This is a genomic window from Acetobacter sp., from assembly GCF_022483985.1.
Lineage (GTDB): Bacteria > Pseudomonadota > Alphaproteobacteria > Acetobacterales > Acetobacteraceae > Acetobacter.
Window position 1 is genome coordinate 307,740 of sequence record NZ_JAKVME010000002.1, and the last position, 16,035, is coordinate 323,774.

At 58.9% G+C, this 16,035-nt stretch carries 17 protein-coding genes; 12 read left to right on the top strand and 5 right to left on the bottom strand.

Annotated features, from left to right (window positions below):
* Positions 1 to 74 precede the first annotated feature (74 nt).
* Entirely contained in the window at positions 75 to 965 is an 891-nt protein-coding gene (rpoH, locus tag LKE90_RS13075; RefSeq protein WP_291492015.1) for an RNA polymerase sigma factor RpoH, read from the top strand.
* 178 nt (positions 966 to 1,143) lie between these two features.
* On the opposite strand, the gene rdgB is transcribed toward rpoH, so the two are convergent.
* On the bottom strand, positions 1,144 to 1,746 hold the full coding sequence (gene rdgB / locus LKE90_RS13080; RefSeq protein WP_291492014.1) for an RdgB/HAM1 family non-canonical purine NTP pyrophosphatase: 603 nt from the start codon (positions 1,744 to 1,746) through the stop codon (positions 1,144 to 1,146).
* 201 nt (positions 1,747 to 1,947) lie between these two features.
* Here rdgB and hrcA point away from each other — a divergent pair, with 201 nt between their 5' ends.
* The gene (hrcA, locus tag LKE90_RS13085; protein ID WP_291492060.1) at positions 1,948 to 3,075 is read left to right on the top strand and encodes a heat-inducible transcriptional repressor HrcA; all 1,128 of its coding nucleotides are present in this window, start codon (positions 1,948 to 1,950) and stop codon (positions 3,073 to 3,075) included.
* Positions 3,076 to 3,291: 216 nt separating this feature from the next.
* On the opposite strand, the gene LKE90_RS13090 is transcribed toward hrcA, so the two are convergent.
* Complete coding sequence (locus tag LKE90_RS13090) at positions 3,292 to 3,837, bottom strand: DUF4142 domain-containing protein (protein WP_291492013.1); 546 nt, start codon at positions 3,835 to 3,837, stop codon at positions 3,292 to 3,294.
* A gap of 530 nt (positions 3,838 to 4,367) precedes the next feature.
* Here LKE90_RS13090 and LKE90_RS13095 point away from each other — a divergent pair.
* Positions 4,368 to 4,862 carry a hypothetical protein gene (locus LKE90_RS13095; protein ID WP_291492059.1) on the top strand — a complete coding sequence of 165 codons (495 nt, stop codon included), beginning with the start codon at positions 4,368 to 4,370 and terminating at the stop codon, positions 4,860 to 4,862.
* Between the two features lie 89 nt (positions 4,863 to 4,951).
* Here the strand turns inward: LKE90_RS13095 and LKE90_RS13100 are convergent, their stop codons facing one another.
* On the bottom strand, positions 4,952 to 5,398 hold the full coding sequence (locus tag LKE90_RS13100; RefSeq protein ID WP_291492012.1) for a hypothetical protein: 447 nt from the start codon (positions 5,396 to 5,398) through the stop codon (positions 4,952 to 4,954).
* Between the two features lie 268 nt (positions 5,399 to 5,666).
* On the opposite strand from LKE90_RS13100, the gene LKE90_RS13105 reads away from it, so the two are divergent.
* Positions 5,667 to 5,894 carry a DUF3126 family protein gene (locus LKE90_RS13105; protein ID WP_291492011.1) on the top strand — a complete coding sequence of 76 codons (228 nt, stop codon included), beginning with the start codon at positions 5,667 to 5,669 and terminating at the stop codon, positions 5,892 to 5,894.
* Between the two features lie 106 nt (positions 5,895 to 6,000).
* Here the strand turns inward: LKE90_RS13105 and LKE90_RS13110 are convergent, their stop codons facing one another.
* Entirely contained in the window at positions 6,001 to 6,618 is a 618-nt protein-coding gene (locus LKE90_RS13110; RefSeq protein ID WP_291492009.1) for a DUF2939 domain-containing protein, read from the bottom strand.
* Positions 6,619 to 6,758: 140 nt separating this feature from the next.
* Here LKE90_RS13110 and LKE90_RS13115 point away from each other — a divergent pair, with 140 nt between their 5' ends.
* The 6 genes from LKE90_RS13115 (at position 6,759) to thiD (ending at position 13,091) form a co-directional block, all read left to right on the top strand.
* A complete protein-coding gene (locus tag LKE90_RS13115) occupies positions 6,759 to 7,523 on the top strand; it encodes a HesA/MoeB/ThiF family protein (protein ID WP_291492008.1) in 765 nt (254 codons plus the stop codon).
* 1 nt (position 7,524) lies between these two features.
* On the top strand, positions 7,525 to 7,941 hold the full coding sequence (locus LKE90_RS13120) for a DsrE family protein (protein ID WP_291492007.1): 417 nt from the start codon (positions 7,525 to 7,527) through the stop codon (positions 7,939 to 7,941).
* A gap of 219 nt (positions 7,942 to 8,160) precedes the next feature.
* A complete protein-coding gene (locus LKE90_RS13125; protein ID WP_291492006.1) occupies positions 8,161 to 9,270 on the top strand; it encodes an SH3 domain-containing protein in 1,110 nt (369 codons plus the stop codon).
* A 113-nt stretch (positions 9,271 to 9,383) separates the two neighbouring features.
* Entirely contained in the window at positions 9,384 to 10,817 is a 1,434-nt protein-coding gene (gene pyk / locus LKE90_RS13130; RefSeq protein WP_291492005.1) for a pyruvate kinase, read from the top strand.
* A gap of 108 nt (positions 10,818 to 10,925) precedes the next feature.
* On the top strand, positions 10,926 to 12,284 hold the full coding sequence (glmM, locus tag LKE90_RS13135) for a phosphoglucosamine mutase (RefSeq protein ID WP_291492004.1): 1,359 nt from the start codon (positions 10,926 to 10,928) through the stop codon (positions 12,282 to 12,284).
* Positions 12,285 to 12,287: 3 nt separating this feature from the next.
* Positions 12,288 to 13,091 carry a bifunctional hydroxymethylpyrimidine kinase/phosphomethylpyrimidine kinase gene (thiD, locus tag LKE90_RS13140; RefSeq protein ID WP_291492003.1) on the top strand — a complete coding sequence of 268 codons (804 nt, stop codon included), beginning with the start codon at positions 12,288 to 12,290 and terminating at the stop codon, positions 13,089 to 13,091.
* Positions 13,092 to 13,175: 84 nt separating this feature from the next.
* Here the strand turns inward: thiD and LKE90_RS13145 are convergent, their stop codons facing one another.
* The gene (locus LKE90_RS13145) at positions 13,176 to 13,913 is read right to left on the bottom strand and encodes a response regulator transcription factor (RefSeq protein ID WP_291492058.1); all 738 of its coding nucleotides are present in this window, start codon (positions 13,911 to 13,913) and stop codon (positions 13,176 to 13,178) included.
* A gap of 185 nt (positions 13,914 to 14,098) precedes the next feature.
* Here LKE90_RS13145 and fliI point away from each other — a divergent pair, with 185 nt between their 5' ends.
* Both fliI and LKE90_RS13155 read left to right on the top strand, forming a co-directional pair.
* On the top strand, positions 14,099 to 15,508 hold the full coding sequence (fliI, locus tag LKE90_RS13150; protein ID WP_291492002.1) for a flagellar protein export ATPase FliI: 1,410 nt from the start codon (positions 14,099 to 14,101) through the stop codon (positions 15,506 to 15,508).
* 38 nt (positions 15,509 to 15,546) lie between these two features.
* On the top strand, positions 15,547 to 15,981 hold the full coding sequence (locus LKE90_RS13155; protein ID WP_291492000.1) for a flagellar FliJ family protein: 435 nt from the start codon (positions 15,547 to 15,549) through the stop codon (positions 15,979 to 15,981).
* Positions 15,982 to 16,035: the final 54 nt, after the last annotated feature.

A 16,035-nucleotide genomic window follows, 5' to 3' on the forward strand; every position in this document is an offset into this window, starting at 1 on the left:
ATCACTCCGACGTTCAAAACCTCCAGAAGTCGGATTAAGACAGGCCAGTGACCGGGATGAAGGAGATTTCTCCAATGGCATCACCCTCCCTGACCCTTGGACCTGACGCCAGCCTTTCCCGCTATCTTCAGGAAATCCGCAAATATCCTCTTCTGTCACCGGAAGAAGAATCCTCTCTCTCCCGCCGTTGGCGCGACAAAGGTGATGTAAAGGCCGCTCATAAGCTGGTCACATCCCACCTCCGGCTCGTCGCCAAGATCGCCTTTGGCTATCGTGGTTATGGTCTGCCGCTGAACGAACTGATCAGCGAAGGCAATGTCGGCATGATGCAGGCCGTGCGCCGGTTTGACCCGGAGCGGGGCTTCCGTCTGGCCACCTACGCCATGTGGTGGATTCGTGCGGCGATTCAGGAATACATCCTTCACAGTTGGTCTCTGGTGAAGATGGGAACCACCTCTGCCCAGAAGAAGCTGTTCTTCAATCTGCGTCGTCTCAAGGGCGAGATGAAGGCTATTGATGACGGTGATCTGGCTCCGGAGCAGGTTGATCATATCGCCCGGACGCTTGGTGTGCCTGAACAGGATGTCGTGGCGATGAACCGCCGTCTGGCTGCGGGCGACCACAGTCTGAACGCTCCTCTCCGCAGTGAAGGGGACGGCGAGTGGCAGGACTGGCTCGTCGATGATGGCGATAATCAGGAAGATATGCTCGGGGAGCACGAGGAGCTTTCGGATCGCAAGGCGCTGCTCTCCAGCGCGATGGCATCGCTCAATGAACGTGAGCGTCACATTTTTGAAGAACGTCGTCTGAAAGACGAGCCTGTCACGCTCGAAGATCTGGCCCAGCATTACGGCATTTCACGGGAGCGCGTGCGTCAGATCGAAGTGCGTGCTTTCGAAAAAGTGCAGGCTCACATGAAAGAAGATATTGAGGCGCGTCGGCAGAAAGAAACTGTGACGCAGTGAGCGTCGGCGCATCGTTCCACTCGAAAGGAACGATGTCGCCATAGAGGTGCGTTCTTATTTCGCAGGTTTCTTGATTTACAGATATTCTGGTTTTTCAGAACTTTGCCCTGAACCCCGCAAGGGAGTGAGGCCTCTTTGCATGAACGGCGGAGCGCTACGCCACAGACTTCGCTTTCTTTTATCCCAGACACATTTCCCGGAATACTTCAAAAGCACGGGCCCGATGGCTGATGGCGTTTTTCTCGGTATCGCTCATCTCGGCGAATGTCCGTGTTTCGCCTTTCGGCACGAAAATCGGGTCATAGCCATGTCCGGCAGCGCCGCGTGGTTCCGGTGCAATGATGCCGTCGATACGTCCCTCAAAACATTCGGTCGTGCCATCAGGAAAAGCGAGGCACAGGACGGAGATGAACCATGCTTCCCGTTCATCACCATCAATGCCTTCCTCAATTCTTTGCATCGCGCCCGCGAAATCCTTGTCAGGACCGGCCCAGCGGGCAGAGTAGATCCCCGGCGCGCCACCCAGCGCCGATACGCACAGGCCGGAATCATCCGCGAGCGCAGGGAGGCCCGTCGCCTTCGCCGCAGCTTCCGCCTTGATCCGGGCGTTGCCTTCGAAAGTCAGAGCCGTCTCCTCGGGTTCCGGCAGATTCATCTCGCCCGCAGATATGACTTCCACCCCGTAAGGCGCCAGGAGAGCCGCAAATTCTGCGAGTTTGCCCTTGTTGTGGCTGGCAAGGATCAGGCGGCTGCCCTGTTTCAGTGGTAAATGTGCGCTCATGTGATCTCCTCTGCGTTGATGGGCGCGACCTGTCGGCCAGCCTGCAGGAAAGGCTTTATTGAAGCTGTTTGCCTTTTTTGCAAACAGTCCTTTCTCCGCTTCATGACTCCAGAACAGGTCATGCTCGAAACGACAATTTTTTGAGTATGATGTTGCAGCGTTCTTCTTCTTGCGACATTTGTTGTCGAACTTCGGAATCCCCTGAGAATTCTCCATCAGAAAGGTATGTCTTCCATTTCTGGCTCCAACGAAAAATCCAGCCTGACCTTTGGCCGCTCCATCGAACTTGCTGGCGCCGCGTCCGGCCTGAATTCACGTTCCGCCACCATCTTGCGGGAACTGGTGGAGCATTATCTGGAAACGGGCGATCCGGTCGGCAGTCGCACGCTGTCCCATCGTCTGCCCCTTGGCCTCTCTCCGGCGACGATCCGGAGCGTGATGGCCGACCTGACGGATGCCGGTCTGCTGTTCTCACCGCATACTTCCGCCGGACGTCTGCCCACTGAAAAAGGGCTTCGTCTGTTTGTCGATGGGCTGCTTCAGTTCGGCAATCTCAGCGAGGATGAGCGTGTGTCCATCTCCAGCACGCTGGAAATGCGTGGACGGTCTCTGGAAGACACGCTGACGGAGGCGTCCTCCCTGCTGTCGGGGCTGTCGCAGGCGGCCAGCCTCATCCTTGCGCCGAAAGGTGAGGGGGCGGTGAAGCATATCGAATTCGTGGCTCTGGGGGGAAACCGTGCGCTCGTCGTGCTTGTCGGCGCTGACGGGCAGGTCGAGAACAGGGTGATCGAAACACCGGCAGGGATGCCGCCTTCCACCCTGACGGAAGCTGCAAATTACCTGAATGCCCGTCTGACGGGTCGCACGCTTGTCGAACTCAGGGCACGGGTGAATGACGAGATGGAGGCGGACCAGACCCAGCTCGATCAACTCGCCACGGAGGTTGTGGCCAGCGGTCTGGCGACCTGGAGCAATGAGGGGCGGGGCGGCACGCTGATCATCCGTGGGCAGGGCAATCTGTTGACAGATATTACGGAGATTGAGCGTCTTTCGAGCATTCAGCGCCTGTTTGAGCGTCTGGAGAAGCAGGACGCCATGTTGCGTCTTCTGGAACTGGCCGAGAATTCTGACGGTGTCCGGATTTTTATCGGCGCGGAGAGCGGACTGTTTGGCGCGTCCGGCATGTCGATGGTTGTGGCACCAGCCCGGAATGAAGCCAGACGGATTGTGGGCGCCATCGGAGTCATCGGACCGACGCGGATCAATTACGGCAGGATCATTCCGGTCATCGACTATACGGCCCGTGTGATCGGACAGATGCTAGGGTAACGGATTACAGCCCTCCGCCTGAGGGTCGATAATTTAAAAAGGCTGTTTCTGACAGTTGATTTTCCGATGAGGCCCGAAGGGGCTTTTCGGACGGGGAAATGACCGTCCGTTTTGCGTCGATAAAATAGGAAGATCGCGCAGAGTTACTGCTGTTGTCTTCCGTTTTTGGAACATGTCATCCGGATTGATGCGGATGACATGTTTCTGATGTCGTGCTTATTTGGCCTGCGCTTCGTAGCCGAGAAGCTTTGTCTTGAGATCGACCGCGAGTTTTGCCAGATCCGCGTTGGTGGAAGCGCTGTTGCCTGCATCAATCGCAGCGCTCGTGGTCTTTGCGCTGCTTGCAAGATAGCGCGCATAGGCCCTGTCAAATGCGGAGCCGTGCAGATGCTGCATCTGACTTATGAGCTTCTGATTTTGTGCTGAAGGCTTCGCGACCAGTGTTGCCTTGCCGGTTGTCGCCAGTGCGGTCAGCTTGTCATGATTATCGGTGAGGTCTTTCGCGATTGTTTCGCCGAGTTGCGCGATATCGTTCCGGGCAGCGTTGGTTTTGGCGAGGCTGGCCAGAGCGATGTGGGTCAGATCCACGTCATTGATCTTTGCGGCCAGATTTGTGTCCGCGACAGAGAAGGGCGCTGCCTCTGTCAGCGCAGGTAAAGGAGGCGCGGGCGGCTGGCCTGGATTCATGCAGGCGCTCAGGGAGAAAAGTGAAATGATGAGAGAAGAGCAGGCAAGCACCTGATGACGGGACGGAAACAACATGATCAGCAAATTCTCCTTTGACCGCAGGCAGTGCGTGACTGCCCGGAGTCTCAGACAAACATAGTAAAGGACGTCAATGCCAGTAGTGTCTGATGGAGAGAAAAAGGCAAGACAGGTGGGGAGATACGCATTCCCGGTTTTTGTAAGCTATTGGGCATGGACGGAGGCGTGACGGGATCGCAGGGTAATATTCTTCCAGCGAAGTTTTAGAACGCGGGTCAGACTGGAGGTGATCCAAATGGAACTGTTGAAATCCGGGCGATTGCAGCGTTTTCCATGAGCAGGTGATGAAGGATGCATCCCATGGCTCTTCATCAGAGCGTTTTTCCGATTTCTTGCTTTGTATGCGAAGAACACAGTAACGTAACGGCCCTGCGCGTCTTGCTTGAAGCGTTTTGGACACGGTGTGAGGATAGTGAAATAAAATGAAGTGTCGTACCTGGGGTTTGTTTGCGGTCGCCTCACTCTCTGTCAGTTTAAGCGGTTGCGGATATTTTGATTCGCGTGCCGCCCACAAGGCGCAGATCACGATGATCGGGATGACATCCTACGATCTACAGGCCTGTGCCGGTCTGCCCTCAAGCACCAAGCAGCTTAATGATACGACGCAGATATTCACCTACACTGGCACGCAGGCGGCGCCGAGCTATGGGGGGTCCACCATTATTCCGGTTGGTGACATCGCAACACTCGTGAACACACTGGGCGGCGGCGGGGGCAACGGTTGTACGGCTGTGGTCCGTCTGGATAATGACCGTGTGTCCGATGTTCACTATACGGGTAACGATGATGAAATGATCGGCACGGACGGTGTCTGCTCGATCATCACCCGTGGATGCGCCCGTCAGCCGGAAGGCACGATGCAGCCTTCCGCTGGTGGCGTCTTCGGGCCGGTTTCAGCCTTCCACCCGCCGAGAACACCACAGCAATCCACTTCTGCGACCTATTCCAAGCAATCCGGCAATGCCGTGCTGAATACCGAGAAAAACTCTGCCGCGCCCGCTATCGTGCCGCGCACCCAGTAACTCCGCAGATCTGACAAATCTGGCTGACGCCATGAGGGGAGGGGGAATGTTGCCGAGGCAGCATTCCCCCTCTCTGTTTAGAGGCGCTGTCAGTGTCTTTGTGCGTTTGGCGTGGCCCATGTATGTCGAGATGCCTGAGAAAACGCCTTGTCCGTGACCCAGCGCAGGGTTGTCCGGCCTTCTTCCTGCGTCAAAAGCCCTGCATCCACATCCTTCCCGACCTTCAGGGACGCAAGATCTATTTGCAGAAGAAGGTTGGACTGCGTGCCCATGGCTTCTGGCCCATAACGAAGGTGCGCCTGATAGATGCAGTCGAAGCGTTGATAGGCTGTGCCTTTTGCAAAAGGATATTGGGCAAAACAGTCTGAAACAGCGGCGTGCATCTCTCCCTTGCCGTGATCATCCACACATCCCGACAACAGCATGAACGCTGAGAGCGTGAGCAGAGACCGTGTCCATAGAGCAACGATCCGATGCGGCGGATGCGTGCTGTTCCCGGAATGGGTAGATCGGGCTGTTGCGGAAAAATGTCTCATGGTCTGGAGCGTTATTTCAAAGGCGCGGCAAGGAACGGGGAGAGATAGAGAGACTGGCTTCGGAATGCCATAGATACCCCTGTTCTGATGAAGACAGGCCATGACGATTACACAATCAGCATGCGCAGGAGTTGCAGGCGGCAGCGGCTATGCCTATTAGCGTCCCACTTACCGCAGTAGGCGGTTGTGTTTGAATCTGCGACGGCTGATTGAGGTCAGCAACTCTTCAGCCGCACAAGCCGCTCACTATCTTCCGGGAGATGCCTTCATGAGCACGATTTCGACAAGCGAGATTTCACGCCTGCAAACGACCCTGCGCCGTCTGCTGGGAGCCAAAGGGCTGAGCGTCAATGCGCCGCCGCGTCCGGGCCTGTCCGTGGAACTGGCGGTGGACGGCGAGGTCATCGGCACGATTCACCGTGACGATGATGAGGGCGAAGTCTCCTACGCCATCAATATCATCCTGCTGGAAGAAGATCTGCCGCCAGCGGCTTGAGACGGACAGGCTGAAACAGAAAAACCTCCGACCCATCTCTGACGGGCCGGAGGTTTTCAGGCATGTCCGCCGACGTTTCCGCCTCGGCAGTCGTATGACGCTTCTGTCAGGCCTTGTGCTGGATGACCGAGGCTTCCATGACCGGATGGTGGATCGCTGTCGGGAAATCCACGCGGGTCAGTTTCCACTGCCAGCGTTCGATGCGGAGCTGAACCCGTAACGGGGTTTCGTTCTCATGTCCCGGAAGCACAACCTGCGCTTCAAAGCTGTTGGCGGACGTGAAGCGCACGAGAGCATGGCTGACGGCGGCCAGAACGGTGCCGGTGTTGATCGGAGCAGGGTTCGACGCCATGGCCTGATCGATCACGTTCCCCAGATTGGCCTGTGTCACGCGGGTATCGACAGCATTGGACACGATGTTTGTCGCGAAGGACGTTCCGAATTCTGGCAGTTCGTCAGACACCTCGGTCGCCGGACCTATATTGAGGCCATTCAGCACCTGTTCCTTGATGGAGGCGTCAAGAGACGACCAGTTGATCGTGTGTCCCAGCGTGACCATGTCGTGGTTTGAGACGGCGCCCGCAATCGTCCAGAGCGTCATGAAAGGCGAAAGGGCGTAGAGAGCCAGGGACATGGTGAGGGAGGTAAGGCAGATGACACGCGCCCGCTTCCGCGCGGGGCAGGCCCAGGCATCGGAATGGGGTGTTGTATCTGCGGCATGCATGGCGGCGCTCCTGCTATCCATGGTAAGGACTGTATCATACGCAATGCAGTCATGCAGTTAAGGTTTGTTGGCAATGACCGCAATCACGAAAAAGTGATCTCACTCTTTTTGTCGATTTCCCTGAATGACCGGAAAGACTCATGCCCCTCGACCTGACGGAAAACGAAATACAGAGGTACTCGCGTCACATCCTGCTGCCGGAAATCGGCGGTACGGGGCAGGTGCGTCTGCGTGATTCTTCCGTTCTGATCGTGGGCGCCGGAGGTTTGGGGTCGCCGGTCGCCTGTTATCTGGCGGCGGCGGGTGTCGGGCGGATCGGGATCGTTGATCATGACCGGGTCGAACTCTCCAACCTCCAGAGGCAGATTCTGCACACCACGGATCGGGTCGGCATGAGCAAGGCGGTCTCCGCCGGGCAGACTCTCCGGGCGCTCAATCCCGAAATCTGTATCGAGACGCATGAAACACGGCTGACGGCTGACACTGTCGCGGAGCTTGTCTCCCGCTACGATCTTGTGTGCGACGGATGCGATAATTTCGAGACGCGCTATCTGGTCAACGCCGCCTGTGTGCAACAGCGCAAAACGCTTGTGTCGGCAGCCGTGCTCAGATTTGACGGGCAGCTTTCCACCTTCCGTCCCCATCTCGGCGGCCCCTGCTACGAGTGTCTGTTTCCACGCGCTGGCGAGGACGGAGGAACGCCGAGTTGCGGCGATGCTGGTATTTTCGGTGCGGTGACCGGTGTGCTTGGAACACTTCAGGCGACGGAAGCGTTGAAGGAGCTATTGAATCTGGGCGAGTCCCTCGCGGGCAGGCTGCTGCTCTGGGATGCGCTGGCAACGCGGTTCACGACCATCAGCATTCCACGAGACCCGGACTGCCCGGTCTGCGGCAAGCAGGACTGACATGACGAGAGCAGACACGATAACAGACACGTCCGGGCGCGTATTCGAGAAAGATTTCGCGTTTCTCCTTTGTGACAACGATTTCAACCGGTTGCATGTGGCGTTCATGCTGGCGGCTTCGGCGCTGGCCATGAATCGGTCCGTGATCATCTTCGCAACCGGACCCGCTGTCCTGACGCTCTGTCGGGAGACGGAGGCGTTGTGGGAAAAGGAAGAGCGTCAGCTTGCCATGCAGGGTGTCGCGACCCTTGGCACGTTACGTGATGCGCTTCTCTCCATGGACGCAAGGCTGCTCGTGTGTGAGACCGGACTCCGGCGTACGGGAAAGGGAGCGGGCGATCTGATCGAGAAAGTCGAAGTGGTTGGAATGCCTACTTTTCTTGATCTTTCCGCCGGGTATAAACTGGTCACGTTCTAGGGAAGTTCCACTGAAACACAGGCTCAGCGGAATTGCTCCAGCTCGTTGTTCATCGGGCCTGTCCGCTTCCTCCTGCGGGTTGGGCAGGGGCTGTCTTTTTTCATGCGGTCAGGTCGTTCTGCCTGATCGTGATTGGTTCACATCGCATCAGGGTATTTCTGTGACGGGAATCCACGAACCTACTTGCCCACCGGCTCAGCTCTTGGCACGGATGCGGGCATGAAAACATCCATCCCCCTGCGCGTCGCCGCAACACTTGTGACTGTGGCAGCAACCCTGTCGGCAACTGCCGTCGCGTACGCCGCCACAGCGGACCAGCCTGCGCATCACCATAAGAGCCATGCCGCGACGGCTCACAAGGCAGCCAAAAAGGCGACGCATACGGAAGCCCATTCTGACAAGGCGCAGAAGGGCCACCATGCCGCGGAGGTGAAAGCGCACGGCACGGCTACGGCAGCGCATCACAGGAAGCATGAGGCGGCTGCGGCGACCAGAGAGGAAGCGCCGCACAAGGGCAAGACGACGCATAAGGCCCATCCGGCAAAGCATGTGCCTCATGGTGCGGCGCCGGCTGGCGCAGTCCGTCCGGTTCCCGCTCCGGCTGCTCTGCCTGCGGAGACCAATCCGACAGCGCCGCCTTCGCCGGATGATGCGTCCGCCGGTTCAAACATCAATGGACAGGACCCGACGAAAGGCAGCAATACCGGTCTGCCATTGCCTCGTTTCGCGGCCCTGCGGGCGGACGATGTGAACATGCGCGCCGGTCCGGGCCAGCGTTATCCCATTCAGTGGGTCTATCATCGTCGCGGTCTGCCGGTGCAGATCGAGCGGGAGTTCGATGTCTGGCGTCTGGTGGAAGATTCTGACGGCGTAAAAGGCTGGGTCCATCAGGCCACGCTCATAGGTTCGCGTGACTTTGCGATTCCGTCTCTGCCGGGCACGACGCCTCCTGCCGCTGAAACCGAAGCCAAACCCGCAGCGGACGCCGCTGTCGGGGGCAGTGCGGATGGGCAGAAAGCAGAGGCGCAGAAAGCCGGGACACAGAAGGCAGAGGCTCCGGCGGCCAACAGGCACACTGAATCCAAGATCATCAGCCGTGTCTCCACCAGCGCTGATGTGGCGAAGCTGCCCGGCGCGGTCATCCTTCATTCTTCGGCTGACAACGAATCTGCGGCCGTGGCTGTGCTGACGCCGGGCACCGTTGGAACCATCAAGGCCTGCGCATCTGGATCGTCATGGTGCAAGGTTGCGGTGCAGCGTTATGAGGGCTGGATTCACCGTTCCCAGATGTGGGGAATCGGACCGGACGAGGCCTATCCGCCATCCTGAAGCTGTGATCACCCTTTTTTGTCCGGCAGGAAGCGATGCGTGGTGATCGGATGACAGGTCTCCTTCGTTGAGTCAGTCTCGGGACATCCGGCTCGCAACAGGAGACTGCAACCATGGTCGTCGCTCAGTGCCGCACGAAAATCGTGGCCACACTCGGACCTGCTTCCTCAACACATGAGGTGATCAGGGGGCTGGCGCTCGCTGGCGCGGATGTTTTCCGGTTCAATTTTTCCCATGGCACGCACGACGATCATGCCGCCCGTTACCGGATCGTGCGGGAGGTCGAACTGGAAGTCGGACGGCCTCTCGGCGTTCTGGCGGACATGCAGGGTCCGAAGTTGCGGGTGGGTCGCTTTGCGGACGGGAAAGTCCTGCTGGAAACGGGTCGGCCCTTTCGGCTGGATCTCAGCGAAACGCCGGGTGACGCTTCACGGGTCGGCCTGCCGCATCCGGAAATCATTTCCGTGGCGAAGGAGGGTTCCATCCTTCTGCTGGACGACGGTAAGCTGAAGCTTGTCATCAGAAAAGTCGGCGACGATTTCCTCGAGACGGAAGTTCTGGTGGGTGGGCCGCTCAGCAACCACAAGGGGGTGAATGTCCCGGACCTTGTGCTGCCCATTCCCGCCCTGACCGCAAAGGACAGGGCCGACCTCGCCTTCGCGCTGGAGATGGGAGCGGATTTCATCGCCCTGTCCTTTGTGCAGCGCCCGGAAGACGTGCTGGAAGCGCGGGAGCTGGTGCAGGGTCGCGCCTGGCTGGTGTCCAAGCTGGAAAAACCGCAGGCGCTGGACAATCTGGCGGCCATCCTCGACGCCTCCGACGCGGTCATGGTGGCGCGGGGTGATCTCGGCGTGGAACTTCCGCCGGAGGTCGTGCCGCTGGCCCAGAAGCGGATCATCCGGGAGGCGCGTCTGCTCGGCAAGCCGGTCATTGTGGCGACGCAGATGCTTGAAAGCATGATTGCGGCCCCGACCCCCACCCGCGCCGAAGCCTCGGACGTCGCTACCGCTGTTTTTGATGGTGCTGACGCCGTTATGCTCTCCGCCGAGTCTGCGGCAGGCCAGTATCCGTGTGAAGCCGTGACGATCATGAACCGGATTCTGGAGCAGGTGGAATCAGATGAAGGCTGGCGGATGATCATGCAGGCCAGCCGCCTCGCTCCCGAGCATTACATTGCCGACGCCATTGCCCATGCCGCCCAGCAGGTCGCCACGACGCTGGGGGTTCCGGCCATTGTCGCCTACACCCATGCTGGCCCGACGGCTCTGCGCATCGCCCGTGAGCGTCCCATCGCCCGCGTCCTCGGCCTGACGCCGACCATTGCCACCGCGCGGCGGCTGGTTCTGGTCTGGGGGGTGCAGTCTTTCGTCACGCCTTCCGACAAACCGGTCCGTGATACGGAAGCGATGGTGTCGCTGGCGCTGGAAGCGGCGCTTGAAAGCCATGTCGCCGGTCCGGGAAACATGATCGTCATCACCGCTGGCGTGCCATTCGGGATCAGCGGATCGACGAACACAATCCGGGTTGCGAAAATTCCTGAAGCCTGAAGTGATCCCTTCACCCTCTGGTCCCGGCCGAAGGGGAAGGGTAAAGAAGATGCAATAAACGGATGTTCCGTTTCCACAGCGACTTACGCAGGCGACTTCAGGCACGGCATGAGCAAGACACGACAGTTTTTCGGGACCGACGGCATCCGGGGGAAGGCGAACACTTCTCCCATGACTGTGGAGATTGCTCAGAAGCTCGGTCAGGCGGCTGGTCTGCATTTTCGGCGAGGTAGCCATCGTCACCGCGTGGTGGTCGGCAAGGATACGCGCCTGTCGGGCTACATGATCGAATGCGCGCTGGTGGCGGGATTCCTGTCGGCGGGGATGGATGTCACGCTTGTCGGGCCGATGCCGACGCCCGCCATCGCCATGCTGACACGCTCCCTCCGTGCTGATCTTGGCGTGATGATTTCCGCCTCTCATAACCCTTTCAGCGATAACGGCATCAAGCTGTTCGGACCGGATGGTTTCAAGCTGTCCGATCAGCAGGAAAGCATCGTCGAAGGGCTGATGATGACGGATCTGACGTCGCAGCTTGCGTCGCCTGCCGAAATCGGTCGCGCCTCACGTCTGAATGATGCGGCTGGTCGTTATATCGAGCACGCCAAAGCGTCCCTGCCCAAGGGATGCCGTCTCGACGGGTTGAAGATCGTGATCGATTGCGCGAACGGGGCGGCGTACCGCGTTGCGCCGACCGCCATATGGGAGTTGGGGGCCGAGGTCATTCGTCTGGGCTGTGATCCTGACGGCGTGAACATCAATGAAGGGTGTGGCTCAACCCATCCGCAGGCGCTCTGCGAGGCGGTCGTTCGCCACGGAGCTGATCTCGGCATTGCGCTGGACGGTGATGCGGATCGTATGCTGCTGGTTGACGAGACCGGGCATCTGATCGACGGAGACCAGATTCTGGGTCTGATCGCCCGCTCGTGGGCAAAGGCCGGTCGACTGGCTACGTCTTCGGTGGTGGCGACGGTCATGTCCAATATGGGGCTTGAGCGTTTTCTGGCTGATGGCGGGCTTACGCTTGAACGTACAGCGGTTGGTGACCGTTATGTCGTCGAGCGGATGCGTGAAAACGGAGCCAATGTCGGTGGTGAACAGTCGGGGCATATGGTTCTGTCCGACTTTGCGACCACAGGCGATGGTCTGCTCGCCGCGCTTCAGGTTCTGGCCGTGCTGATCGAGGATGGGCGTCCGGCCAGCGAGGTCTGTCGGGTTTTCTCGCCTTATCCGCAGCTTCTGAAAAACATCCGGTTTTCCGGACCAAGTCCGTTGCGTCTGCCGGAAGTGCAGGCGGCGCGTGATGAGGTGATGGCGCAGCTCGGAGAGAAAGGCCGTCTTGTCCTGCGTGAGAGCGGGACTGAACCGCTGGTGCGTGTGATGGTGGAAGCCGAACACGAATCGGATGTGCATCGGGCGGTGGACGCGATGTGTGACGCAATCAATTCAGCCCATGTGGCGGCCTGATCCATGCGCGGACGGGTTCTGAGCATAGCAGGTAGTGACTCCGGTGGAGGAGCCGGTATTCAGGCGGACATCAAGGCGATCACAGCGCTTGATGGTTTTGCGATGACGGCGATTGCCGCCCTGACTGCCCAGAACACGATGGGTGTGGTCGATATTCTTGACGTGCCGCCCGAATTTCTTCGGACCCAGATTCGGTGTGTGCTGGACGATCTCGGCGCGGATGCGTTCAAGACCGGTATGCTCGGCCGTGCCGAGTGCATTCATGTGGTCGCGGAGGAAGTCAGCCGCTACCGGAAAATACCGTTTGTGCTTGATCCCGTCATGGTTGCGAAGGGTGGCGCCGCCCTTCTGGTCCCGGAAGCCATCTCGGCCCTGATGGATGCGCTCCTGCCTCTCTGCTCGCTTCTGACACCGAATATTCCGGAAACTGAGGCGCTTCTCGGGGTGCGGATCGAGACCGAGCAGGACATGATCGACGCGGGACATGCCTTGCGCGCCAAGGGTGCGCCTGCGGTTCTGGTAAAAGGGGGGCACATGAAAGGCCCTCATCTCGCTGATATTCTGGTGGACGGTGAGACGGTCGAGATTTTCACGTCCCAGCGTATCGATACCCGGCATACGCATGGCACGGGATGCACACTGGCCAGCGCGATTGCGACGAGGCTTGCACAGGGACGTTCCCTGAGAGATGCCGTGAAGGAAGCGCGGGCCTATCTTATCAGCGCCATTACCCACGCCCCGGGCTACGGACATGGAGCCGGTCCGCTGGATCACGGCGTTACGATTGCCGCGAACTGGACTGCCTGAAGGGAAAAATCTGACAGGGTGTTTCCCAGCCCTTACGGAATAGAAAACACCCTGTCAGGCGCGACGTTCTGATGGATGTGACGCTCAGGCTGCGACGGTTTCCTGCTGTTCGGCGTGCTGCGCTACGACTTCATTCGTGTCCAGACGCTGGAACTGTTCGCGCAGCATGTAGCCCCGACCCCAGACGGTGGTGATGAGGTTGCCCGCGCCTGCTGCCTGAAGCTTTTTCCGCAGCTTGCAGATGAAAACGTCAATGATCTTCATCTCCGGTTCATCCATGCCGCCGTAAAGATGATTCAGAAACGCATCCTTGGTCAGAACCATCCCCTTGCGCAGGACGAGCAGTTCCAGAATGGCATATTCCTTACCCGTCAGATGAACAGGAGCCTCGTTCACCATGACTTCGCGGCTGTCGAGGCTGAGTTTGAGCGGTCCCACACGCAGGGTCGGTTCGCTGAAGCCCTTGGAGCGCCGCAGGATAGCCTGCATCCGTGCGACCAGTTCGTCCGGATCGAAGGGTTTCGTCATGTAGTCGTCTGCGCCGATGGAGAAGGCTTTCACCTTTGCCTGCGGGCGCGTCAGGCCGGAGAGGACCACCATCGGGGTTGTGACGCGTGCTGCGCGGGCCCGGCGGACGACCTCATATCCTTCGATATCGGAGAGCATCAGTTCCAGAACCGCGAGGTCATAATCATAGTGTCTGAGCATCTCGACGGCTTCTTCGCCGGACTGGACGTGATCAACCGTAAAGCCAGCCCCTTTCATGATCTGGGTGATTTCACCGACGGAAGAAAGATCGTCTTCAACGAGCAGAACGCGCATGATGGTAACCCTTGGTTCGTTGTTGATCATTAGTTACCACCTTGGGTTGTATTGGTCTACGGAAATTTCACGTAAAGATTGTATAAAGATTCTTGTTAACCGTCATAAAAACGTAAATTGTCTTTTTTTTTATCTATTCCCTCCAGAAACATCGGACCTGAATGGTCCCAACCGGAGAAAATCTTATGAAACCGGATTTTCTCACGCAGGTTAACGCAACCTGTGCGAGCATTCCTGCAGCCATTGCGACCGGACGCGTGACATCTCTGTCCGGTCTCGCCGTGACGGTGACAGGCCTTGGAAGTCTGGCGTCGGTCGGTGACCGGATATTCCTGATGCGGCGCAACGGCGCGCCGATTCCTGCGGAAATCATAGGTTTCTCCAATACCCACGCGCACGCCATGGCGTTTGGAAGTCTTGATGGGCTGGCAAGCGGCAGCGAAGTCCAGTTCCCCGTTTTCATCGGGTCGCGGGCCCCGAAGCCCGGAGGAAGCCTGCCTGTGTCAGCCGGATGGATCGGGCGGATCATTGATCCCCTTGGTCGTCCGCTCGACGGCAAGGGGCCTTTGCCACCGGGGCCCGTTGCCCGCCCGGTCCGCACCGCTCCTCCGGATGCGACACTGCGCGCCCGTCTGGGACCAAGAATCGACCTTGGCGTCCGGGCCATGAATCTTTTCACCACATGCCGGGAGGGGCAGAGACTCGGGCTTTTTGCCGGGTCCGGCGTGGGAAAATCTACTCTGATGTCGATGCTCGCCCGTAATACGGCGTGCGACGTGGCCGTGATCTCTCTGGTTGGCGAACGTGGCAGGGAGGTCCGGGAGTTTGTCGAGGACGATCTGGGACCGGAGGGACTCGCCCGTTCCGTCGTCATTGTCGCGACATCGGATTCTCCTCCGCTCATGCGGCGGGAGGCGGCCTATGCGGCGCTCACCGTCGCCGAGTATTTCCGTGATGAAGGTCAGTCCGCGCTGCTGTTGATGGATAGCGTCACACGATTCTGTCAGGCGCTCCGTGAAATCGGCCTTTCCGTAGGGGAGCCTCCTGCGACACGGGGGTATCCTCCTTCCGTTTTCGCGGAACTGCCCCGGTTACTGGAGCGCGCCGGTCCGGGTATAGTGCGTCCTGACGGCTCCGCCGGGCAGATTTCCGCTCTCTTTTCGGTTCTCGTGGAAGGCGATGACCAGAACGAGCCGGTCGCCGATGCGGTGCGTGGTATTCTGGATGGGCATCTGGTGCTTGATCGTCGGATTGCGGAGACTGGCCGTTATCCGGCTATCGACATTCTGCGTTCACTGTCCCGCACTGTGCCCGGCTGCAATTCGGCTGATGAAAATGCCCTGACCCGTCGCGCCCGCGCCATTCTGTCCACGTATGCCGAGATGGCGGACATGATCAGGCTTGGCGCCTATCGGCCCGGAGCCGACGCCGCCGTTGATGAGGCCATCAAACTACGCCCGGCTATTGAAGCTGTTCTCTCACAGGGCCGCCATGAACACTTCACGCTGGAGCAGAGTTTTGCAGCATTGAGAGAAGCTCTTGCTGAAGTGCCCGTACAGGAAAACTCGGTCGCGGCCACGATGGCCGTTTCCTGATCGTTTAACGTAACTCCATACAGACCGAGACCCATCCAATGCCGTCCTCACAGCTTGATTCCCTCCTGAAAATCAGAAAACAGGAACTCGACGAAGCCAAGAAACTGCTTTCGGAAGCACTGGCGCGCGCCATGACAGCCTCCGACGCCGTAAAGGCCGCCGAGCAGAACATGGTCCGCGAGAGGGATATGGCGCTGGATTTTTCGGCTGACGATCAGGTGGTTGAAGCCTATTCGCGGTGGCTGCCAATCGGTCGTGCGGCCCTCGACAAGGCGCGGCTCAGCGAACAGGACGCCTCCATGGAAGTGGAGTCCTGTCGCACACGGGTCAACATGGCCCGGTCGGCGCTGGAGGCCGCGGAAAAACTGGCAGAAATGCAGGCGAAAGAGCGACGGGAACTGGCGCAGAAAAAGGAGCAGGCCATGCTGGATGATCTGGCCATGCGTCGGGCGACTCAAAAGAAACCAGACTGAGGGCGTCAGAGCGGGGCGCAGGACTATTGTCAGGTTCCTCAGGGTGGGCGTTTC